General features: G+C 65.8%; 19 protein-coding genes. 18 read left to right on the plus strand and 1 reads right to left on the minus strand.

What is annotated here, in order from left to right; genetic code table 11:
- Positions 1 to 29: 29 nt before the first annotated feature.
- The 7 genes from IT350_08680 to IT350_08710 all read left to right on the plus strand — a co-directional run bounded on the left by IT350_08680 (position 30) and on the right by IT350_08710 (position 7,417).
- Positions 30 to 827 (plus strand): isoprenyl transferase, encoded by a 798-nt coding sequence (locus IT350_08680; GenBank protein MCC6158117.1) that lies wholly within the window; start codon positions 30 to 32, stop codon positions 825 to 827.
- An 11-nt stretch (positions 828 to 838) separates the two neighbouring features.
- Positions 839 to 1,669 (plus strand): phosphatidate cytidylyltransferase, encoded by an 831-nt coding sequence (locus tag IT350_08685; GenBank protein ID MCC6158118.1) that lies wholly within the window; start codon positions 839 to 841, stop codon positions 1,667 to 1,669.
- Positions 1,670 to 1,675: 6 nt separating this feature from the next.
- The gene (locus IT350_08690; protein MCC6158119.1) at positions 1,676 to 2,863 is read left to right on the plus strand and encodes a 1-deoxy-D-xylulose-5-phosphate reductoisomerase; all 1,188 of its coding nucleotides are present in this window, start codon (positions 1,676 to 1,678) and stop codon (positions 2,861 to 2,863) included.
- A 12-nt stretch (positions 2,864 to 2,875) separates the two neighbouring features.
- Positions 2,876 to 4,663, plus strand: a complete 1,788-nt coding sequence (rseP, locus tag IT350_08695) for an RIP metalloprotease RseP (GenBank protein MCC6158120.1) — start codon at positions 2,876 to 2,878, stop codon at positions 4,661 to 4,663.
- Between the two features lie 25 nt (positions 4,664 to 4,688).
- Positions 4,689 to 5,375, plus strand: coding sequence for a tRNA (adenosine(37)-N6)-threonylcarbamoyltransferase complex dimerization subunit type 1 TsaB (gene tsaB, locus IT350_08700; GenBank protein ID MCC6158121.1), 687 nt, complete (start codon positions 4,689 to 4,691; stop codon positions 5,373 to 5,375).
- 12 nt (positions 5,376 to 5,387) lie between these two features.
- The gene (gene pssA, locus IT350_08705; protein MCC6158122.1) at positions 5,388 to 6,251 is read left to right on the plus strand and encodes a CDP-diacylglycerol--serine O-phosphatidyltransferase; all 864 of its coding nucleotides are present in this window, start codon (positions 5,388 to 5,390) and stop codon (positions 6,249 to 6,251) included.
- A 146-nt stretch (positions 6,252 to 6,397) separates the two neighbouring features.
- Positions 6,398 to 7,417, plus strand: coding sequence for an aspartate-semialdehyde dehydrogenase (locus IT350_08710; protein ID MCC6158123.1), 1,020 nt, complete (start codon positions 6,398 to 6,400; stop codon positions 7,415 to 7,417).
- A 75-nt stretch (positions 7,418 to 7,492) separates the two neighbouring features.
- Here IT350_08710 and IT350_08715 read toward each other — a convergent pair whose 3' ends face one another.
- Positions 7,493 to 8,680 carry a hypothetical protein gene (locus IT350_08715; protein MCC6158124.1) on the minus strand — a complete coding sequence of 396 codons (1,188 nt, stop codon included), beginning with the start codon at positions 8,678 to 8,680 and terminating at the stop codon, positions 7,493 to 7,495.
- Positions 8,681 to 8,832: 152 nt separating this feature from the next.
- On the opposite strand from IT350_08715, the gene IT350_08720 reads away from it, so the two are divergent.
- The 11 genes from IT350_08720 to IT350_08770 all read left to right on the plus strand — a co-directional run bounded on the left by IT350_08720 (position 8,833) and on the right by IT350_08770 (position 20,871).
- On the plus strand, positions 8,833 to 9,543 hold the full coding sequence (locus IT350_08720; protein ID MCC6158125.1) for a PIG-L family deacetylase: 711 nt from the start codon (positions 8,833 to 8,835) through the stop codon (positions 9,541 to 9,543).
- A gap of 25 nt (positions 9,544 to 9,568) precedes the next feature.
- On the plus strand, positions 9,569 to 10,234 hold the full coding sequence (locus IT350_08725) for a hypothetical protein (protein MCC6158126.1): 666 nt from the start codon (positions 9,569 to 9,571) through the stop codon (positions 10,232 to 10,234).
- Complete coding sequence (locus IT350_08730) at positions 10,227 to 11,780, plus strand: GNAT family N-acetyltransferase (GenBank protein MCC6158127.1); 1,554 nt, start codon at positions 10,227 to 10,229, stop codon at positions 11,778 to 11,780. Before IT350_08725 ends, IT350_08730 begins: the two co-directional genes overlap by 8 nt.
- A complete protein-coding gene (locus IT350_08735) occupies positions 11,777 to 12,442 on the plus strand; it encodes an HAD-IA family hydrolase (protein ID MCC6158128.1) in 666 nt (221 codons plus the stop codon). The genes IT350_08730 and IT350_08735 overlap by 4 nt, the downstream gene beginning before the upstream one ends.
- Entirely contained in the window at positions 12,435 to 13,181 is a 747-nt protein-coding gene (locus IT350_08740) for a hypothetical protein (protein MCC6158129.1), read from the plus strand. Before IT350_08735 ends, IT350_08740 begins: the two co-directional genes overlap by 8 nt.
- Positions 13,174 to 14,898, plus strand: a complete 1,725-nt coding sequence (locus IT350_08745) for a hypothetical protein (protein ID MCC6158130.1) — start codon at positions 13,174 to 13,176, stop codon at positions 14,896 to 14,898. The genes IT350_08740 and IT350_08745 overlap by 8 nt, the downstream gene beginning before the upstream one ends.
- Before the next feature lie 38 nt (positions 14,899 to 14,936).
- The gene (locus tag IT350_08750) at positions 14,937 to 16,097 is read left to right on the plus strand and encodes a glycosyltransferase family 9 protein (protein ID MCC6158131.1); all 1,161 of its coding nucleotides are present in this window, start codon (positions 14,937 to 14,939) and stop codon (positions 16,095 to 16,097) included.
- Complete coding sequence (locus IT350_08755) at positions 16,094 to 17,278, plus strand: glycosyltransferase (GenBank protein ID MCC6158132.1); 1,185 nt, start codon at positions 16,094 to 16,096, stop codon at positions 17,276 to 17,278. Before IT350_08750 ends, IT350_08755 begins: the two co-directional genes overlap by 4 nt.
- A 3-nt stretch (positions 17,279 to 17,281) precedes the next feature.
- The gene (locus tag IT350_08760) at positions 17,282 to 18,073 is read left to right on the plus strand and encodes a PIG-L family deacetylase (protein MCC6158133.1); all 792 of its coding nucleotides are present in this window, start codon (positions 17,282 to 17,284) and stop codon (positions 18,071 to 18,073) included.
- 236 nt (positions 18,074 to 18,309) lie between these two features.
- Positions 18,310 to 18,933 carry a TetR/AcrR family transcriptional regulator gene (locus IT350_08765; protein ID MCC6158134.1) on the plus strand — a complete coding sequence of 208 codons (624 nt, stop codon included), beginning with the start codon at positions 18,310 to 18,312 and terminating at the stop codon, positions 18,931 to 18,933.
- Between the two features lie 30 nt (positions 18,934 to 18,963).
- Positions 18,964 to 20,871 carry a GNAT family N-acetyltransferase gene (locus IT350_08770; protein ID MCC6158135.1) on the plus strand — a complete coding sequence of 636 codons (1,908 nt, stop codon included), beginning with the start codon at positions 18,964 to 18,966 and terminating at the stop codon, positions 20,869 to 20,871.
- Positions 20,872 to 20,917: the final 46 nt, after the last annotated feature.

Consider the following 20,917-nt stretch of genomic DNA (forward strand, 5'->3'; position numbering starts at 1 on the left):
TTGGGTCGCCCGCATGGCGGCGCGATCATATGGGATTCGTTTTTCACTCTCGGGGGAATCGCGTGCTCACACGTCAGCAGGTGATGGAGCTTCCCCCGGAACGCCGGCCCCGGCACATCGCGGTCATCATGGACGGCAACGGGCGCTGGGCGAACGAGCGCGGGCGGCATCGCCTCTTCGGACATCGCAAAGGGATCATCGCGGTCCGCGAAACCGTCCGCGAGTGCCACCGCCTCGGCATCGGCTGGCTCACCCTCTACGCATTTTCCACCGAAAACTGGAGCCGCCCCGCCGGCGAGGTCTCGGGCCTGTGGCGACTGCTCAAGAGCTACGTGAAGTCCGAGCTGCCCGAACTGCTGGAAAACGGCGTGCGCCTGAACGTGATCGGCGCGCTCGACCGCATCCCCAAGGACACGCGCGACGCGATCGACGAGACGATCCGCGCCACGGCGCACGGACGCAATCTCGTGCTCACCATCGCACTGTCGTACAGCGGGCGTGACGAGATCGTGAACGCCGCGCGCAAGCTGGCCGAACGTGCGAGAGACGGCTCGCTCATTCCGTCCGCCATCGACGAGTCGGCATTCAATTCGGCGCTCGACACGCACGACATGCCCGATCCGGACCTGCTCGTACGCACCAGCGGCGAGTTTCGTATTTCCAATTTCCTGCTCTGGCAGCTCGCGTATTCGGAGATTCACGTGACGCCGACGCTGTGGCCGGATTTCGGCCCCGCCGAGCTTCACGCCGCGATCTTCGATTATTCGCGCCGGGAGCGCCGATTCGGCAAGACGGGCCAGCAGATCCGCGCCGAATCGGCGAAGTGAGGAACGGTTTCATGGCGATGGACAAGAAGAAGATTGTTGCGGCGCTCGCGCTGATTCCTTTTTTTGCGTGGCTCGTCGGCTGGGGAAAGCCCGAGTATTTTCTCGCGCTCGCGTTGCCGCTCGGCGCGCTGGTCGGCGCGTACGAACTCGGTCGCTTGACGATGCCGGGCCAAAAATTTGAGCAGGCACTTCTGGTGATGGCGAGCGTTTTCGCATGCATGGCTTCCCAGACGGGCGAGATGGAAGCGACGGTGGGCGCGGTCTGCGCCATCGTTGTGCTCACGTTGTCGGCACTCCTGTTCAAGGAGCGCGATCTGGCGGCGATCTATACGTCCACCGCGAAGATCGTTTTCGGCGCGGTCTACGTGGGGTTGCTCCTGGGCGTGGTCGTCGCCATCAAGAGGCTCGAACCCGGCCTGGGCAATACCAAACTGCTCTTTCTGCTGTTTGCCCTCACGTGGGCCGGCGACGCGGGCGCGTTTTTCGCGGGCAGCCTGTGGGGCAAACGCAAGCTGTGGCCCGCCGTCTCCGCGGGCAAGACCTGGGAAGGGCTCGTCGGCGGATTCGTCTGCACGATCGCGTTCGCCCTCGGCGTGGCGTGGTTTTCCAAAGTCTGGATCTGGCAGGACGGCCTGATTCTCGGCGCGCTCGTGGGCGTCTTCGGGCCCATCGGCGACCTGGTGGAGTCGGCGATCAAGCGCGGCGCGAACGTCAAGGATTCGGGCGTTTTCCTGCCCGGGCACGGCGGCGTGCTGGACCGGATCGACTCCATCCTCTTCACCGCGCCCATCGTGTATTATTACGCTCTTTTGTATGGACCTTTGCGCATCGCCGCGCAGTGAGAGCGCATGAAACGGATTTCCATCCTCGGCAGCACCGGCTCGATCGGGGTCAACGTCCTCAACATCGTCCGCGCCCATCCGGGGCGCTACGTCGTCAGTGCCCTGGCGGCGGGCGGACGCGTGGATCTCGTCGCCGAACAGGTGCGTGAGTTCCGCCCGCGCCTCGTGAGCCTGCGCGACGCCGACGACGCCGCGCGCCTTCGGGACCTGCTCGGCGCCGACGCGCCGCGCGTGGTCTGCGGGGAATCGGGGATCCGCGAGGTCGCCACGATCGCCGAGGCCGACATGGTCTTTTCGGCGGTCGTCGGCGCGGCGGGTATGCAGCCGACGTGGGCGGCGGTCGATGCGGGCAAACCCGTTGCGCTCGCCAACAAAGAGACGCTGGTGATGGCTGGCCGCCTGATTCTCGCCCTCGCGAAACTGCGCGGCGTGCCCTTGCTGCCGGTCGATTCCGAGCATTCCGCCATCTTCCAGAGCCTCGTCGGCCACAACCGCGACGAGATCGAGCGGATCATCCTCACGGCGTCGGGCGGCCCGTTCCGCGGACGCACGGCCGCGTCGCTCGAAACGGCGACGCTCGACGAGGCGCTCGCGCATCCCACGTGGAAGATGGGGCCGAAGATCACCATCGACTCCTCGACGCTGATGAACAAGGGACTCGAGGTCATCGAGGCGCACTGGCTCTTCGGCCTGCCGCCCGAGCGCATCGACGTCGTGATCCACCCCGAGTCGATCATCCATTCGATGGTGGAGTTTCAGGACGGCCAGGTGATCGCCCAGCTCGGCGTGCCCGACATGCGCGGACCCATTGGATACGCGCTGAGCTACCCCGCGCGGCTCGTCGGCGTGATGCCGCGCCTCGATCTCGCGCGCGTGGGGCGACTGAACTTCATGGACGTCGATCGCGATGCCTTCGCGTGCCTCGACCTCGCCTACGACGCCCTGCGCGGGCCGGACGACGCGCCTGCCGTGCTCAACGGCGCGAACGAAGTCGCCGTCGCGGCCTTTCTCGCGGGCCGCATCTCGTGGCAGGATATCGCGAAGATCAACCGACAGTGCGTGGAAACCGTATCGGGCCGCGCGCTGTCCACCCTCGACGACGTGATGGAGGCCGACGCCCGCGCGCGGGAATTCGCCGACCGACTCGTCGCCGAACGCGGACCCGCCGAACGCGCGTCCGCGGCCCATGCCTAGACGGAGACATCGATGGATCTGATTCTGTCGCTGGGACATAAGATTTTTTACTTCATCGTGCTGATCTCGGTGCTCGTGATCGTGCACGAGTGGGGACACTTCATCGTCGCGCGCTGGTGCGGCGTGCGCGTCGAGGCGTTTTCGCTCTTTTTCGGCAAGGTCCTGTGGAAACGCATGTGGCGGGGCACCGAGTGGCGCCTTTCGGCCATCCCCTTCGGCGGATACGTCAAGATGCTCGGCCAGTCGGATCTCGGCTCCGACCAGAACGAGGCGATGTATCGCGAAAAGGCGCTGGAGGAGCTCACGGGGAAGCCGCACGAGGAGATCACCGAACACGACGCCGCGGCCCTGGACGCCTCCGCCATCGCCGAGCGCGCCGCGCAGCTCAAGTCCGTCTCTTTCGCGCACAAGTCGGTGTGGCAGCGTTCGGCGATCGTCTTCGCCGGGCCGCTCATGAACGTCGTGCTCACCGTGGTCATCTTCACGGCGATGTTCTTCGCCGGCTACCCGACCATCACCACGCTCGTCGGCGACGTGACCGACGGCGGCGCGGCCGATCTCGCGGGCCTTCGCCCCGGCGATCGCGTGACCGCCATCGACGGCCGCGAACTCACGCGATGGGACGACATGTCCCAAATCGTCGAGGAATCGGCGGGCAAGCCGCTCGTCTTCGACGTCGCGCGCGGCGACGAAAAGTTGTCGCTCACCGTGACGCCCGAAGCGGGACGCAAGAAGAACGTCTTCCAGTTCGAGGAGGACGCCGGCGTCATCGGCATCGCGCCCGACGGTTACATGCCCGTCATCGGCGTGCGCGACCCCGCGTCGCCCGCGGCGATGGCCGGGCTGCGCACGGGCGATCTGGTGAAATCGGCGAACGGGCATCCCGTGCGTTACCTCGACGACTTCGAGCGCGAACTCGCGCGGACGAACGGCGAGATGACGATCGTGGTCGAACGCGGCGGGCTCGCCCTGGAAGAGAAGGATCGCAAGCCCGAGTCCGCCGAGGTCCGCCTCGCCGTCGCGGCGGGATCGAGCCTCGCGGCGCTGGGCATCGAACGCGGCGACCTGTACGTCTTCGAGATCGTGCCCGACTCCGCGGCGGTGAAGGCCGGCGTGCAAACTGGCGACCGAATCGTGTCGATCGACGGTGCGCCGATCGACGACTGGTCGGCCTTCAGCAAAAAGGTGAAGGAGAGCGCGAACAAGCCGCTCGACATGGTCGTTGAGCGCGCGGGCGTGGCGACGTCGCTGTCGATTACGCCGGACGTGAAACAGGAAAAGGATCTGCTCGGAGACGTCATCACGTACGGTCGCGCCGGCATCTATCCGTGGATCAGCCATTCGGCCGCGGAGATGGTGGACGAGCGGTACGTGAATCCGTTCAGGGCCGTCGCGCGCGGCGTCGAGATGACGGCGTACTGGAGCGTGCTGACGGTGCAGGGCTTCGTGTACCTCATGACCGGCGACGTTTCCGTCAAGTCGCTCGGCGGCCCGATCATGATCGCCGATCTCGCGGGCAAGAGCGCGGAGGTCGGCATCTTCTCGTTCCTGTTCACCATCGCGATCCTGTCGATCAACCTCGCGATCCTGAACCTGCTGCCCATCCCCGTCCTCGACGGCGGGCACCTGATGATTTTCACCGTCGAGGCCATCTTCCGGCGCCCGCTGCCCGAAAAGGGGCTGCGCTGGGTGACGAATTTCGGCCTGGCGCTCGTCGGCGGGCTCATGCTCACGGTGATCTTCAACGACATCGCGCGGATCTTCCCGGGGTTGCGAACGCTCTTCGGACTGCTGGAATGAGACCGGAGCCGGCGACGGGCACACGATGATCGTCCTGGCCATCGACACGTCGGGCCCGTGCGCCGAAATCGCCCTCCGCGATGGCGACGAGCGGCTCGCGACGACCTCGCTGCGCGGCGCGGCGCACCACTCCGAGACGTTGATCGTCGCGCTCGACGCCTTGCTCGCGCACCTGCGCCTGGGCGTGAACGACATCGACCTGTTCGCATGCACGATCGGGCCGGGATCGTTCACCGGGCTTCGCATCGGCATTTCGACCGTGCTCGGTCTCGCCGAGGCGACGGGTAAGGCGGCGATCGGAGTCACCACGTTGGAAGCGGTCGCTTTCCCTTATCTCAACGGTGCGTGGCCGGTGGCCGCCTGTCTCGACGCCAAACGGGGGCAGATCTACGCACAGGTGTTCCGGGGAGGCTTCGGCCTTGCCGATTCGGACGGGGACCCGCGCGCCTGGAAACCCGCCGATTTCGCCGCGTCGCTGGCCGAACCGACGCTCGTCGTCGGAGACGGCGCGGATGCGTATCGCGACGTGCTGCGCGATTCCTCGAACGGCCGCGCGGTGCCGGTCGCTCCGGGACTGTGCTACCATCTCGCCGAATCGGTCGCGATGATCGCCGAACGGCGCGCGGCAACTGACGCGGTGACGACCCCGCCCATCCCGCTATACGTTCGTTCCTGGGACTCCGGCGACGCCGCCGATCCCGGGCCGCGATAGATCGGAGACGCTATGTGGTTTCAGGAGAAAAAGCCGGGACAGCAGACCAGTCCGCGATTCCTGCGGCGGGCGCGTCGTATCGGCGCGTCCAAGACGCAGGGCACCCGCAGGGGATTCTACCTCTTCCCGAACCTCGTCACCTCCGGCTCGCTGCTGCTCGGGTTCTACGCCATCACGAAGTCGTTTCAGGGCGATTTTCTGAAAGCCTCCTGGGCCATTTTCGCCGCGACGTTCCTCGATGGGCTCGACGGCAAGATCGCGCGTCTCACCAACTCCGCCTCGCCATTCGGCGCGCAGTACGACTCGCTCTCCGATCTCGTCACCTTCGGCGTCGCGCCGGGACTCATCATCTTCAACTTCGCCCTGGCCCATTCGGTGTCGCCGCGCCTGGGCTGGACGGTGGCCTTCCTGTACGTGGTATGCGGCGCGCTGCGTCTCGCGCGATACAACATCCGGCCGACGAGCTCGAAGCGCTACTTCGAAGGGTTTCCGATCCCCGCGGCCGCGAACGTCATGATCTTCTCGGTGATCTTCTCGGTCCACATGGGCCTCGTGCGCGACGACCGCACCATCTCGTCGATTCCCAATCTGATCCTGCTGCTGACGCTGTTCGTCGCCGGGCTGATGGTGAGCACGTTCCCGTATTACGGGTTCAAGGACGTGGACATGTTCCGGCGGCACAAATTCGGAACGCTCGTCTTTTTTGTCGGCCTACTGGTGTTCATTTTCCAGGAACCCGAGACGATGCTGTACCTGCTCATCATGGCGTACGCGATTTCGGGTCCCATCGTGTGGTATGTGACGCGCCAGTCGGGTACGCCCGAACCGCCGGCCGCGCCTCCGGCTCCCGCGCCGGAAGCGGCGCCCGCGCCGTGAGCGACGGCGCACCAATCGCCGTCCCACTTGGAAATCCGGGTCTGTTCGGCAATGGCGTGTTCGGTTAGGATTCGCGGAATTTTCGGGCGGCGTTTTCGGTGCGATCAAATCGCCGATCGCCGCCTTTTCGGGGAGTGAAAATCGAGATGTCCAAAACCTTTCATGTGGCCGTGGTGGGCGCGACCGGCGCCGTCGGCGAGCAGATGCTCGCCGTGCTCGAGGAACGCAACTTTCCGGTCGGCAAGCTGACGCTGCTCGCCTCCGCCCGGTCGGCGGGCGAAAAAATCCTCTTCAAGGGCAAACCCGTCACCGTTCAGGAACTGACGGAAAAAAGCTTCGAGGGCGTGCAGATCGCTCTGTTCTCGGCCGGCGGAAAAATCAGCGAGAAATTCTGTCCCATCGCCGCGCAGGCCGGCGCGGTGTGCGTGGACAATACGAGCGCGTGGCGCATGGACCCCGAGGTGCCGCTCGTGGTGCCCGAAGTCAACGCGCACGCGATCGCCGACTACACGAAGTCCGGCATCATCGCGAACCCCAACTGCTCGACGATCCAGATGGTGGTGGCGCTCGATCCCCTGCACCGCCGCGTGCCGATCAAGCGCGTGGTCGTCTCGACGTACCAGTCCGTCAGCGGCGCGGGCCGCCGGGCGATCCGCGAGTTGGCCGATCAGTCCGTCGCGATCTTCAACGCGAAGCCCGTGGAGCGATCGGTCTTCGCTCACCAGATCGCGTTCAACTGCCTGCCGCAGATCGACGTCTTCCTCGCCAACGCCTACACGCGCGAGGAGATGAAGATGGTGCACGAAACGCGCAAGATCATGGAGGTCCCCGAGCTGCGTCTGACCGCCACCACGGTGCGCGTGCCGACCTTCAACTGCCACTCCGAGTCGGTCAACGTGGAGTTCGAGAGCGATCTGTCGCCCGAGACCGCGCGCGAGATCTGGTCGAGCGCGCCGGGCGTGTTGGTGATGGACGACCCCGGCAAGAGCGAGTACCCCCTGAACGTGGCGGCCGTGGGACGCGACGAAACCTTCGTGGGGCGCATCCGCCGCGACGAATCGGTCGAGCACGGTCTGAACTTCTGGTGCGTCGCCGACAACCTGCGCAAGGGCGCGGCGACGAACGCGGTGCAGATCGCGGAAGTCCTGGCCGAGAAGTACCTGTAGTTCTTCGCCCAAAAACACGTGCGGGGCGGTTTTTTACCGCCCCGCGTCGTTTTCGATCGAACTCGCGAAGAAGGATTACTTGAAGCGGTACGCGCCCTGCACGCCGAGCCGAATGTCCTGGTACTTGGCGTCGTCGTCGTCGTTGACCTCTTCCTTGCCCGTGAAGTAGCCCAGGTTCATGTCGACGTCGAACTCCTTGCTCACGTCGGCGCCCGCGCCCACGCACAGCCCCAGCGTACTCAGCTTGCCGTCGCCGCTCTCGTCGGCCTTGTTCAGACCGCCGCGGATCGTCCACATCCCATTGATCGGATAGTTCGCGCCCACCGCGAAGGTCTGGCGTCGGAGCACGACGTCGATGTCGTCCTTCTCCAGGTTTTGACGCTGAATGTAGTCGCCCGTGAGCTGCAGGTTGTCCGCCTGCTTGATGATGTACGCCGTGCCAAGACCGAACTGGGCGGGGTACGCGCGGTAGATCTTCGTCTTGTCGTCCACCTTCGCGCCGTTTTCGTTTTCACCCTTGATCTTGATCTTGGGATTGTCCGACGCCCCGGCCTCGTACCACAAGCCGATCGTCCAGCGATTGATGGGTTCGACCACCGTTCCGAGCTCGAACGCGAACAGACCCGAGCCGGGATCGCCCGACGACTTGAGCTTGTTGTCTCCCGTTTTCTGATTCAATTCGGGCGTGTCCATCAGCAGGAAACGGAATCCCGCGCCGAGGCCCCACTGTTCCAGAATGCCGTACGAACCGCCGGCGCGAACCGAAAGCACCGACCGGGTGAGCTCGGTGTTCTGGTCGCCGTTGTTCCCCTTGCCCTTGGCGTCGACCTCCGACTTGTCGTTTACGTAGTCGATCTCGCCCAGGATCACGCCGCGACCCTTGTACGACTTGCCGCTCTTGTTGCCGAACGGATAGGTGATGAGGGCGTGCGGGTTGATCCACGTGCCCTTGGCGGTGACGTCCACCGCGTCGTTGTCCCAGTCGTCTTTTTGCAGGAGCGTGACGGGGATATCGAGCGAACCCTCCGCGCGATTCGTCTGCACTACGTTGCCGATGTTCTGGATCGTCGGGAAGTGATTGCCCGACTGGAAGACGCTGCCGCTGTAAGCGAGTCCGCGCGAAAGCGCCGTGTGCGGATCGGGCATGATGAGGATCAAACCGTGACCGCCGGGATAGCTCTGCGCCCACGCGGCGGACGCCCCTCCCATCGCGAGGATCAGGCAAATCGCCAGCAACACACGCATCGAAGCCACCTTGGACATGTCCAACCTCCATGAGATCCAGGCCAGATCAAGTTCGGTTCGCGGCATTATACGTGCGCGCATGTCGCCGTTGTCAAACGATTTTTCCGCTGACGGACGTGGACACGCACCGCTGCCTGTTATATGAGGGACGGGCAACCAAACGGACTCGCATGAACGACAAGCACCCGACCCTGCTGGTGGTGGCGGCGCACCCGGACGACGAAGTCTTGGGCTGCGGGGCCACGGTCGCTCTGCGCGTCGCCCAGGGATGGGTCGCCCACGTGGCGTTCATCGCGACGGGGATCTCTTCGCGTTTTGCCGACGCGAACGCCGACCGCGCCCGGATCGAGGCCGAGATCGCGACGCTGCGCGGTCAGTCGTCCCGCGCCGCCGGCGTCATCGGATTTTCCACGCAACGCTTCTTCGACTTTCCCGACAACGCTCTCGACACGGTGGGGCGACAGCCGATCGCGAGGGCGATCGACGAATTGCTTGACGAATTCCGCCCGCACACCGTTTTTACGCACCATCCGGGGGACTACAACTGGGATCACGGCGTGGTCTTCGACGCGGTGATGATGGCCGCGCGGCGTAGCCCGGGCGAGTTCGCGCCCGCCGAGGTCCTCGCTTTCGAGGTGGCGTCGTCCACCGAACGCGCGTTCGCATCGCCCGCGCGTGCGTTTTGCCCGAATGTGTATGTGGACGTCGGCCGCGCCATCGACAAGAAGAAGCTCGCGATGCGCTATTACGAGGGCGAGGCACGGCCGTACCCGCATCCGCGCAGCCCCGAGGGCATCGAATACGCGGCGCGGCATCGCGGGCTTGAGATCGGCGTGGAATACGCCGAGGCGTTCGAACTGATCCGCCGCGTGGAGACTTAGCGATGGATCGCGTGGAGGTTTGACGGTGGGCCGCGTCATCGTCATCGGCGGCATCGAGAGCACGTACGCCAACGCGCAGACGCTCTGCGACATGGGGCTCGACATCGTCATGTTCTACACGCGCGGCGAGCGCTCGCCGGGCTGGGAGGGCGTGGCGATGGTGGACGAGTCGCGCTTCCCCTTCGCCGCCGCGGTGCCGCGCACGATCGTGCAGGGCAACATCAACGAGCACGTCGGACAGATGCGCGACCTGCGTCCCGACCTCATCTTCTCGCTCGGCTGGCAACAGATCTATCGACGCGACCTGCTGTCGGTGTGCCCCGTCATCGGCATCCACGAGAGCCTGCTGCCCGAGGGCGCGGGCGCGGTGCCCATCGCCAACGCGATCCTGCACGACCGGCCCATCACGGGCGTGACGCTCTTCGAGATCGACGCCGGAATGGACACCGGGCCGATCATCGGGCAACTGCGCGGACGGCTCGATCCGCGCACCGCCACGGCGACGCAGCTCTACGAGGAGGCAATGGCGCTGGAGCGCACGCTGCTGCGCGTGTTCGTGCCCATGCTGCTGGACGGCGCCGCGCCGCGAATTGGGCAGGATTTCTCGCGGCGCATGGTCTACGATAAAATCGACTGGGATGCCTGGCCCGCGGACAAGGTCCGCCGCGCGCGCACCTACCCCTATGCGTGACGGGAAGATTCAATTCGAGCGCGCGAGGCCCATCGATCCCGATGCGCGGCTCGTGCTCGCATGGCGAAACGATCCGGCCACGCTCGCGCAGTTCTTTCATCAGACTCCGAAAGAGTGGGACGATTTTCGGCGCGAGTTCCGCGACGAATATTTCCGGCACGCGCATCTGCCGCCGCTCTTTGCCGTGATGAACGGCGAGCGCGTCGCGTTTCTGCGTTTTCTTCCCTACGGCGGCCGGCGCGCGGCCTGCGACGTGTCGATCAATGTCGCGCCCGATCGGCGCGGGCAAGGCATCGGCGCGGCGTTGCTGCGCGCCGTGCAGGATGTATTGCGTTCGTCGGGCATCGACGAAATCGTGGCGGAGATCCGACCGGGCAACGTCGCGTCGCGGCGCGCGTTCGAATCGGCGGGCTTTTCGTTTTGGGACGAAACGCAAAAGAGTCTCGTCGATCTCGACGATCCGATCGATATCGTGCGCTATCGTCGTTCACTTCGGGAGCCGTCGATGGGTGACAGGGTTTTCATCATCGCCGAGGCAGGATCGAACTGGCGCTGCGGCTCCCCCGCGCGCGACATGTCGATGGCGAAGACACTCATCGACGTCGCGGCCGAGGCGGGCGCGGATGCCGTGAAGTTCCAGACCTATAGGGCCGAAACGGTGTACGTGCCCAACGCGGGGGACTCCGAATATCTCGCCGAGGCGGGAATCCGCGAGTCGATCACGGACATCTTTCGCGACCTGTCGATGCCCTACGAGATGATTCCCGAGCTGGCCGCGCACGCCGCGAAGCAGGGGATCGAGTTCATGTCCACGCCGTTTTCCGTCGCGGACTTCGACGCGATCGATCCGTTCGTCGCGCGGCACAAGATCGCGTCATACGAGATCTGCCACCTGCGTTTGCTGCAACTCGCGGGACGAAGCGGCAAGCCGCTGATTCTCTCGACGGGCGCGAGCGACGAGGCGGATATCGCATGGGCGATGGAGACGTTTCTTGCCGCCGGCGGTCGCGAGTTGACGTTGCTCCAGTGCACCGCGAAGTACCCCGCGCCGGTGGACGCGATGAACCTTCGCGCGATCGGCCGCCTCGCGAGGCGATTCGGCGTGCCGGTCGGGCTCTCCGATCACAGCCGCCATCCGACGTGGGCGCCGCTCGCCGCCGTGGCGCTCGGCGCCACGGTGATCGAAAAACACTACACGCTCGACAATCGCCTCCCCGGCCCCGATCATTCGTTCGCCCTCACGCCGGGTGAGCTCGCCGAACTCGTGCGGGCCGTGCGCGCGGCGGAGATGATGCTCGGATCAGGAGAGAAACATGTCCTCCAGGTCGAGGGTGAGCTGCGCGACTTTGCCCAGCGCGCGATTCAGGCGACGCGCGACATCCGCGCCGGCGAAACGCTCGCCGAGGGCGTGAACATCGACATTTTGCGCCCCGGCAATCGGGCGCGGGGGCTTCACCCGCGACGGATCGGCGAGATCGAAGGGAGCAGGGCCGCGCGCGACATCGCCCTCGGCGACGGCATTCGCGAGGGAGACTGGATCCCGTGACCGCGCGTGTGCGAGCGCTGTTCGTGGATCTCGACGGCACGCTCGCCGACAGCATCGAAGCGATGTACGACGTGTATCGCGTGTTCGTCGAACTCCACGGCGGTGCGGCGAGCCGCGACGAGTTCGACCGTCTCAACGGTCCGTCGCTGCGCGAAGTGGTGGCCGATCTCGCCCGCACGCACAGGATTTCCGGAGACATCGATTCGCTGTATCGCGACTACATCGCGGCTGTGGACGGCGCCTACGCGACCGCCGTCCGCCCGAATAACGGCGCGAACGAATTTATCGACACGGCGACGGACCTCGATATCGATCTCGTGCTCGTGACCGCGAACCATCGCGGCGCGGCCGAGGCGTTTCTCGCCGCGCACGGCTGGCGTGAGCGATTTTCCGCGCTCGTGACGGGTGACGACGTGTCGGTCGGAAAGCCCGATCCCGCCCTCTATCATCACGCCCTCGCCGCCGCGTGCATCGACAATCCCGCGCACACGCTCGCCGTCGAAGATGCCGCGAACGGCATCGAGGCGGCCATCGGGGCGGGCGTGCCGACGATCGCGCTGCGCCGTGACGGACGACCGCCCATTCCGCATTCGCTCGTCGTGGCGACCGCCCGGAATCTGCATGATGCCGCGCGGATTCTTCGGGAGACGTGCCGTGTTTGAGCCGTGCGTGCCGGTCGCAATTCCGACGGACGTTCGCCTCGTCGTGGCCGACGACCCGCTTGTGCTCGGCGACGAACTCGAACGAGTTGTTGACGGGGAGTGGGAACGCGAACAGAGCGAGCGCGGCGTCCGACTCGTGAACAATCCCATCCTCAGCTATCTCGGCTTCGACGGTCATGCGATCCACGGGCGGTTTGTGGAGTACCGCCACTACATCGCCTCGCGCCGCCGGCCCGACCTGTTTCCGCCTCGGCTCGTCTGCGCCATGGGCATCAGCGGTCTGACGCTGGTCGCGGGCGGCGTGGTGTTCGCACAAAGGTCGGCGCGCGTGACGTGTTATCCAAATCTGTGGGAGCTCGTCCCTTCCGGGTCCATCGACCTCGTCGGCTTGCGTGACGACGGCACACTCGACTTCCGCGCCGCGCTCGCGGCCGAACTCGCGCAGGAGGTCAACATCGAAGTTCCCGATCTCGTGGCGCTGCGTCCCTACGCTCTCATCTACGATCCCAACATCCGCACGTGCGACATCGCGCTCGCGCTCGCCACCGGTCTCTCACCGGACGCGTTTTTGGAGCGCGCCCGCGAGCGCCACGAGGACGAATATCAAGCGGTCGAGTGCGTGACATTCGATCATCTGGACGACTTCGTCCGGCGCGTCGGCGACACGATCATTCCCGTGTCGCACACCATGCTCGAACCGGCGTGGCTCGGCCGTGCGCTGGATGCCCTCGATGGCTGACGTCGATCGCATCGAATCGCCGCGGATTCCGGTCGCACATTTCGCGTGGGTCTTCGCCGTCGCGGCGACGGTATGGGCGATTTTCTTCTGGGCGAACTTTCACGCGCTCACGGCGCCCGATTCGCTCAAATACGCTCAGGCCGCGCGCAATTTCCTGCGCGGCGACGGCTTCGCCATCGAAATGCGTCACGCGTCGGATTTCGCGCTTTACGCCGACGGCGACCGCATGGAGCGCATCGCTGTCGCGCACCGGTTTGGGTACTTCATCGCGCCCGCGTGGACGGCTCTGTGGTTCGCCCTGCTGGGCGAGGAGGATTGGGTCGCGGCATTCGCGACGGGCTGGTGGTACGTCCTCGCCGTTCCGTTGATGTTCGCGCTCGCGCGCGAGATCGCTCCGAGGAGCGCGTGGCTCGCCACGCTCTTTTTCGCCCTTCACGCGGGCGTGCTCGCGCTCTCGGTTTCGGGCCTCACCGAGCCGGCGTACCTCGCGGGCGTCATTGCCTCGATGTACGGCCTCGCCCGCGCACGACGCGATTTCGCGGGCGTTCTCGTCGCGGCAGTCGCCCTCGCCGTCACGTGGTACACGCGCGACCTCGCCCGCGTCTTCGTCGGCGTCGCGCTCGTCGGTGCGCCGTTTCTGATCTCGCCGGGCAAGGTGAAGCGATGGGCGACGCTCATCGTCCTGACGTGCGTGATGGTCGCCGCGCTCGGTCAGGTCGAGCAGCGTCTGAATCGCGTCACTTACCCGCCCGGCACGCGCGGCGGCCACCTCGACGTCGCCGCGGAGCTGCGTTCGCTCGAACCGGCGCCGACGCGCCTGGGCCGATGGCTCGATCGCTACGGACGCATGACCGTCACGCAGTTCACCGAGGCGTTCCCCGGCCACAGCCGCGAACGCACTCTTGATCCCGTGCGCGAATCGGATGTCTACGGCAGAGACCCCGGCCTCATCCGGCGCAAGTGGGCGACGAACTTGCGTCTCACCATGCGTCACATCTTTATCGGGGCATTCGGGCCCGTGCTCGTCCTCGCCTTCCTCGGTTTCGCCGCGTTTGCGCGAAAGGCCGATGGTGGTGCGCGCATTTTTTACGGCTGGTCGCTCGTCGTGCTGGCGGCGCACGCTGCCGTGTGCGTGCTGATGCTGTCGATGTCGCGCTACCTGCTCGCGGCACTGCCGCTCGCTTGCGTCTTCGCGGCCGAGTTCGTGGCGCGCGTTCGCGAGGCGTGGAAAGGCACCGCCCCCATCGTTCGCGACGCCTCGGTCGGTGCGCTTGCCTTCGCTTGCCTGTATCCGTTTTCCTTCGCGACACTGGTTCCGCAGCTCGCGCCGCTGGCCGGCGACGAGGTACGGGAGCTGCGCGAGGTCAGCCCCGAGGCGCTTGTTGCCTTCGAGGAGTTTCTGAAAACCAACACCACGCGCGACGAGGTGGTCGTCTGCGATGTGCCCTGGGTCAGCATGTGGCGCGGCGACCGCACCTCGATCTGGCTGCCGCTGAATCCGGAACAACTCATCGTCCTCGCCCGCCGCGTCGACGTGGACGCTGTCGTCATCACGTTCCAGACGCGCGAGGACATGAGCGCATGGCGAGAGTGGTTACGCGGGTTCGCCGAGGCGCCCGGTGGCGCGCGCGACGGATGGCGGATTGCGGCGGCATTGCGTCAAGGGCCGACCACGGTGTATCTGCTGCGCCCGGACGACATGTCGGGCACCCCCTGACCACGCGAGGGGAGTCCCCGCCATCGCGGAGAGTGCGTTTGCGCCCGTCAGATTACGAACTCGTCGAGCCCCGCTTTCGCCGCGCGCTGTGCGTGATCGACGCGCTAGGCGCGGCCACGTGGGGGTTGCGGGGGCTCTTCGCGCCTCGACGGCGAATCGACCCCGACGAGATCCGCCGCATCCTTGTGCTCGGCACCTACGGCCTCGGCGACGCGATCCTCGCCACGGGATGTTGGCGCGCGCTGCGCGATCGATTCCCGAACGCGATCATCGACGCCATGTCGAGCCCGCGCAGCGACGTGTTGGTGCGGATGCTGCCGTATTTCGATTCGGTCACGATATTCGACAATCCCGTCTACCGCGTGCGCGAGAGCAAGCCGGGCAACTGGGCGGCGGCGCGATCCGCGATTCGCGCACTTCGCGCGCGGCGCTACGACCTGTGCCTCGACGTCATCGGGGATCTGCCGAACTGCGCCCTCGCCGCGGCGACCGGCGCGCGCATTCGCATCGCCCATCCCACCATGGGCGGCGGCTTCTTTCTCACGCACCCCGTTGCGCGCGATACCGCGAACACGCACCAGCGCGCGATCCTCGCCGAAACGCTCGCACCACTGGGCATCGACGCGCGGGCGCATTCGATGGAGCTGCCCGTTTCTGAAGCCGACTTGGCCGAGGCGCATCATGTGATCGCGGAGCGCATCGACGGACCGTGGGCGGCGATTTCCCCCGGCGCGCTGACGTCCGCGAAGACGTGGCCGGCCGAGCGGTTCGCGGCGCTCGCGGCGCGACTGAAGGAACGATTCGGCTGGTCGTCGATCCTGCTCGGTGCGCCGTCGGAGAAGGACCTCGGCACGCGTATCGCCGACGCATCGCACGGTGCGGCGGTGAGCCTATGTGGCGAGTTGGCGCTGGGCACGGTGTTCGGCGCGATCGCGCAGGCGCGCGTCTTCGTCGGCAACGACAGCGGGCTGACGCACGCGGCGGTCGCGCTCGACGTCCCCGCGGTGCAGCTCTTCGGGCCCGGCCTGCCGGATCGTTTCGGACACCGCGATGCGCGCCGCGAGATCCTATTCGACAATGACTGCCGGTTTCACCCGTGCTCCACGTTTCGGTGCAAGGTGCCCGACGCGTGGTGCATGGAGCGACTCCACGTGGACGCGGCGGCGGACGCCGTCGCACGCGTGACGGGCGCCGCATGAGCGAGCGCCTTCTCTACGTCGTGCTCGGCAACGGGATCTACCGCAGCCCCATCAAAACCAGCAAACAGATGGTGGCGCGGTCGCTGGCGCGGTCGAACGACGTGCTCTACGTCGAGCCCGCGCCGCTCACGCTCGACCCGCTCGTCAAGCCCGCCGAGCGTTCGCGTTACTTCGAGTATCGGCACGGGATTCAGGACCTCGGTCCCGGCGAGCCGAAGCTGCTCGTCCCGCCGCCGTTTCGTCAAGCGATGGACACGCGATGGGAGTTTCTCGACCGATGGAACCAGCGTCGTTTCGGCCGATACATTCGCGAGGCGATCCGCGCGTTCAAATACGACCGGCTCGTGCTGATCAGTTTCGGCTACAACGCGGCGATCATCGCGGACGAACTGCGGCCCGACGTGTTCGCGTATTACTGCGTGGACATCCACAGCGAGCTTCGCATTCCGTATGCCAAGGCTGAAACGGTCGACCGCGTCGAGGCACAAACGGTGGCCCGCGCCGACCTCGTCTTCGCGATTTCCAAACCGCTCGCCGAGCGCCTGCGCGCGCGGCATGGGTGCGTAATCCACGCCCCGCACGGCGTCGAGTCGGCCCTCTTTGCACGTACCGCCGAAGCCGGACCGATTCACGCCAATCTCGCGTCGATCCCCACGCCGCGACTCGGGTTCGTCGGCGTTCTCGCGCACTGGCTCGACTATGAACTCCTGACAGGCATCGCCCGCGTGCGCCCCGACTGGCATCTGTGCCTGATCGGCCCCGTCGGCCCGCACGTAAACATCTCACCGCTCCGCGAATACCCCAACGTCCATCTGCTCGGCCAACGCGACCGCGACGAGTTGCCCGCGTTTCTGCGCGGGTTCGACGTCTGTCTCGTGCCCTTTCTCGTGAACGAACTGACCGTCAATTCCAGCCCACTCAAGGCGTACGAGTACGTCGCCGCGGGACGCCCGGTGGTGTCATCGCGCCTGCCCGAACTCGCCGACCACGCGCCGCCGATTCGTATCGCGGACGGGCTTGACGGATGGATACGCGAGATCGACCGTGCGTTGCGCGAATGGACCGCCGAGGACGCCGCGCGCAGCGTGGCGCTCGGCGCGACACTTTCGTGGGACGGTCGCGTCGACCGCGCCCTGGCGCGCATCCGCGAGTTTCTCAACACACGCAGCATCACGGAGTGAACGATGCCCGGCCCCGTTCTCGTGCTCACCGCTCATGCCGACGATTCCGAATTCTTTTGCGGCGGGACCATGGCGAAATTCGCCGCCGAGGGCCGCGAGGTCTACGAAGTGATCGCAACCGATAACGGGCGCGGCAGCTTCGATCTCGACACCTCGACCCTCGTCACGCAAAGCCGCGACGTGGAGGCGCGCGAGGCGGCGCGCGTCATCGGCAAGAAGGACATCTTCTTCCTCGGCTACCCCGACGGATTTCTCGGCGACACACCGCTCAACATCCTGCGAGAGCAGTTCATGCGCTTCATTCGCCGAATCCGACCCGCGACGCTCATGACATTCGACCCGTGGGCGCCCTACGAGACGCACCCCGATCACCGCGCCGTGGCTATGGCCGCGGTCGAGGCGTACGGCTTCGCGAACATGCCGCTCTTCCACCCCGAGCACCGCGAAGCCGGGCTCGCGCCGCACGTCCCGGCCGAGTTGTTCCTCTTCGCCAAGCATCCGACGAACGTGAACCGCGTCGAGGACATCGGCCCGTACGTGACGACGAAGATCGACGCCCTGTGCGCGCACCACAGCCAGATGCGCCTGATGATTCAGGATCTTCGCCAGTCGATGGCCGCGACGGGCGACGATCCCGACACGGTACCCCTGCTCGATCCCGACAACTACCGCCCCGCGATCGAGATGTTCGTGCGTTCGTGGGGCGAGCGCGTCGGCGCGGGCCACGGCCTCGAATACGCCGAGGAATTTCGTTACGAGCGCCAGGGCGATCTGATCCGCCAGATCATGGGGTAGGCGCCCGCACCGCCCGCAACGCCCGCGCGCCGGCGCTTGCGGCACGGACAACGCACCGCTTCGCCCGTCAGTGCCGCAAACGAAGTCCCGAGTGCATCCGAGGGACGATAGTGCGCGGGCAAGCAACACCCGCGCGCTGGCGCTCGCGGCACCGACGTCGCAACTTCGCAATCCTCACTTGACTTCGCTCCCGGTGCGGCGCTCACTACCGAAAGGTCTTCCTCAAGGGGCCTTTCATGGCTCGAAATCACGATCCCGAGGCAACGCGAACGGCGATTCTGGAGGCCGCGGAGCGGCTGTTCGCCGAACGGGGATTTTCCGCCACGTCGATGTCCGACATCGCGGACGCGTCGGGCGTGACCAAGAGCCTGATCCACCACCATTTCCAGTCGAAGCGCAAACTCTGGCAGGACGTGAAATATCGGCGGTTTGCCCGCGACTACGCCGGCGTGCAGATGAACCTGCTGACGAATCCTCCGGGCGGCGACACGATCGGGATGATGCGCGCTTCGATCGGCGAATACTTCGGGTTTCTGCGCCACAATCCTCGTTTCGTGCGCCTGATTTCGTGGATCATCATGGAGGGGCACGCCGAACTCGAACAGGAGCGCGGCCCCGATGAGGAACTTCTGAAGATCGGCGCAGGGCGGATTCGCGAAGCGCAGGAACGCGGAGAGGTCCGAGCCGATATCGAACCGGCGTTCGTCATCACCGCACTGCTCGCGCTGTGCCTGCACTGGTTCGAAAGCGAATCGTTCTTCAAGAGTCAAATCGACTACGGCGACGCGACAAACCTTCACGAGCGCTATCTCGATCATATTCAGAAGATTGTCTTCGAGGGCATCCTGCCGCGCCCGTGACGCGCGGACCGCCGAACCTCCGGAGCCGACATGAATCGCCCCCACGATCGCGCCGAAACGTGGCGCGCCAAGGTCGTCGAACCCCGCGACGTGCTCGATCGCATCGAGCCGGGCATGAGCGTGTTCCTCTCGACCGGCGTCGCCGAGCCCCGGCGCATTCTGCGAAGCCTGCTCGAGTCGCAGGCGTCCAACCTGCAAGACCTGGAACTCGTGCAGATCGCCAGCTTCGGCGAGGCCCTGCGCCCGAGCCCCACGCCGTGGTCGAAGTTTCGGCTCAAGACCTTTTTCGCGGGCTGGGTGGCGAGCGACGCCATCACCACGGGCCGCGTGGACCTCGTGCCGAGCCCGTTCTCGCGCATCCCCCGGTTGATCCGCGCCGGAATGATGCGCGTGGATATGGCCGTCATCCAGATCTCGGCGCCCGACGAGGACGGCTACGCGAGCCTTGGCGTCTCGGTCGATGCCGCGCGCGAGGCGATGCGCGCCGCGCGATACCGCGTCGGCGAGATTTCGAGCCGCGTACCGCGCACGCTGGGAGACACGTTCGTGCATGTGCGCGATTTCGACGCGCTCGTCATGTCGGACGAGGAGCCGATCACCTGGGGTCGGTGGGATGTGGACGAGGCGATGGAAAAGGTCGCCGTCAACGTCGCATCCCTCATCGACGACGGGTCGTGCGTCGCGTTTTCGCTCGGTCCGCTTTTCGAGGCGCTCTCGCGGCAGCTTGTGCGCAAGTCCGACCTCGGCGTGCACTCGCCGCTGTTCACTGACGCGCTCATGGATCTGGTGCAAAGCGGCGCGGTGACCAACCGACAAAAGGCGACATTTCGCGGCAAGTGCCTGACAAGCTACGCCATGGGCACGCGGGCGCTGATGGACTGGCTCGACCGCAACCCGCTCGTCGAATTCCAGAGCGTCGAGGTCGTCACGGCGCCCGAGCAGATCGCGCTCAACGACCGGTTCGTCGCGGTGATGTCGGCGCGCAAGATCGACCTGACGGGGCGCGTGGCGCTGCATTTCGGCAAGAGCAACGTGGCCGTCGGGCCGGTGGAGGCGCTGGAGCTGTTCACCGGGGCGTCGCTGTCGCGCAACGGCCGGACGGTCTTCGGACTGCCGAGCCGAAACCTGCGGGGCGAACCGAATATTGTGCTGTCGGTGGAGGAACTACCCAACCCATTTCCGTACCGCGAACTCATCGACGACATCGCGACCGAATGGGGCGTGGCGTCGCTCACCGGGCGGACGGTGCGCGAACGGGCCCAGGCGATCATCGACATCGCGCACCCGGACGACCGCGAGCGTCTCGTTCAGACCGCCAAGGACGCGCACATCCTTTATCCGGATCAGATTTTTCTCGCGGACGCCGGTCATCTCTACCCTTCCGACCTCGCCTGTACGCACGTCTTCAAGGGCGGCGTGCGCGTCGCGTTTCGGGCGATCAAGCCGTCGGACGAAGAGGAGATGCGCCGCCTGTTCTACCGGTTCTCGGATCAGGCGGTTTACTATCGGTATTTCAGCCCGATCACGACGATGCCCCACACGAAGATGCAGACCTACGTCAACGTCGATTACCGGCGCACCATGTCGATCGTCGGCTTTCTCGACGACGGCAGCGGCCGCCTCATCGCCGAAGGCCGATACGTGCACGGGAAAACGCGCCCGTTTCCCGACGTGGCGTTCGTCGTGGACGAGGAATATCAGGGGCGCGGGATCGCCACCTTTCTGTTCTACCTTCTGGTCCAGGCGGCACGGGAGCGCGGGGCGCGGGGGTTTTCGGCGGACGTGCTGGCAACGAACAAGGCGATGATGAAGGTGTTCGAACGTTCGCCGTTTCCCATCGAGGCTCGCGTGGATTCGGGCGTTTACGAGCTGACGATCCCCTTCGACGATCCGAAAACCGGCGCTTCGGTAGGGGGAATCCGCTTCGTCCGGTCGTGAGCGAAAAGCCCTTCGTTGCTTGACGGTAGGGGGTTTTTTCGTTATG

It is taken from the genome of Deltaproteobacteria bacterium (assembly GCA_020845895.1).
GTDB lineage: Bacteria > Lernaellota > Lernaellaia > JACKCT01 > JACKCT01 > JADLEX01.

What these genes read in the sequence shown, in the direction of transcription:
- IT350_08680 (MCC6158117.1), top strand. Translation starts at nt 30, where the DNA reads ATGGGATTCGTTTTTCACTCTCGGGGGAATCGCGTGCTCACACGTCAG.
- IT350_08745 (MCC6158130.1), top strand. Translation starts at nt 13,174, where the DNA reads ATGGCTGACGTCGATCGCATCGAATCGCCGCGGATTCCGGTCGCACAT.
- IT350_08685 (MCC6158118.1), top strand. Translation starts at nt 839, where the DNA reads ATGGCGATGGACAAGAAGAAGATTGTTGCGGCGCTCGCGCTGATTCCT.
- IT350_08765 (MCC6158134.1), top strand. Translation starts at nt 18,310, where the DNA reads ATGGCTCGAAATCACGATCCCGAGGCAACGCGAACGGCGATTCTGGAG.
- IT350_08715 (MCC6158124.1), bottom strand. Translation starts at nt 8,680, where the DNA reads ATGTCCAAGGTGGCTTCGATGCGTGTGTTGCTGGCGATTTGCCTGATC.
- IT350_08720 (MCC6158125.1), top strand. Translation starts at nt 8,833, where the DNA reads ATGAACGACAAGCACCCGACCCTGCTGGTGGTGGCGGCGCACCCGGAC.
- pssA (MCC6158122.1), top strand. Translation starts at nt 5,388, where the DNA reads ATGTGGTTTCAGGAGAAAAAGCCGGGACAGCAGACCAGTCCGCGATTC.
- tsaB (MCC6158121.1), top strand. Translation starts at nt 4,689, where the DNA reads ATGATCGTCCTGGCCATCGACACGTCGGGCCCGTGCGCCGAAATCGCC.
- IT350_08755 (MCC6158132.1), top strand. Translation starts at nt 16,094, where the DNA reads ATGAGCGAGCGCCTTCTCTACGTCGTGCTCGGCAACGGGATCTACCGC.
- IT350_08730 (MCC6158127.1), top strand. Translation starts at nt 10,227, where the DNA reads ATGCGTGACGGGAAGATTCAATTCGAGCGCGCGAGGCCCATCGATCCC.
- IT350_08710 (MCC6158123.1), top strand. Translation starts at nt 6,398, where the DNA reads ATGTCCAAAACCTTTCATGTGGCCGTGGTGGGCGCGACCGGCGCCGTC.
- IT350_08770 (MCC6158135.1), top strand. Translation starts at nt 18,964, where the DNA reads ATGAATCGCCCCCACGATCGCGCCGAAACGTGGCGCGCCAAGGTCGTC.
- IT350_08690 (MCC6158119.1), top strand. Translation starts at nt 1,676, where the DNA reads ATGAAACGGATTTCCATCCTCGGCAGCACCGGCTCGATCGGGGTCAAC.
- rseP (MCC6158120.1), top strand. Translation starts at nt 2,876, where the DNA reads ATGGATCTGATTCTGTCGCTGGGACATAAGATTTTTTACTTCATCGTG.
- IT350_08760 (MCC6158133.1), top strand. Translation starts at nt 17,282, where the DNA reads ATGCCCGGCCCCGTTCTCGTGCTCACCGCTCATGCCGACGATTCCGAA.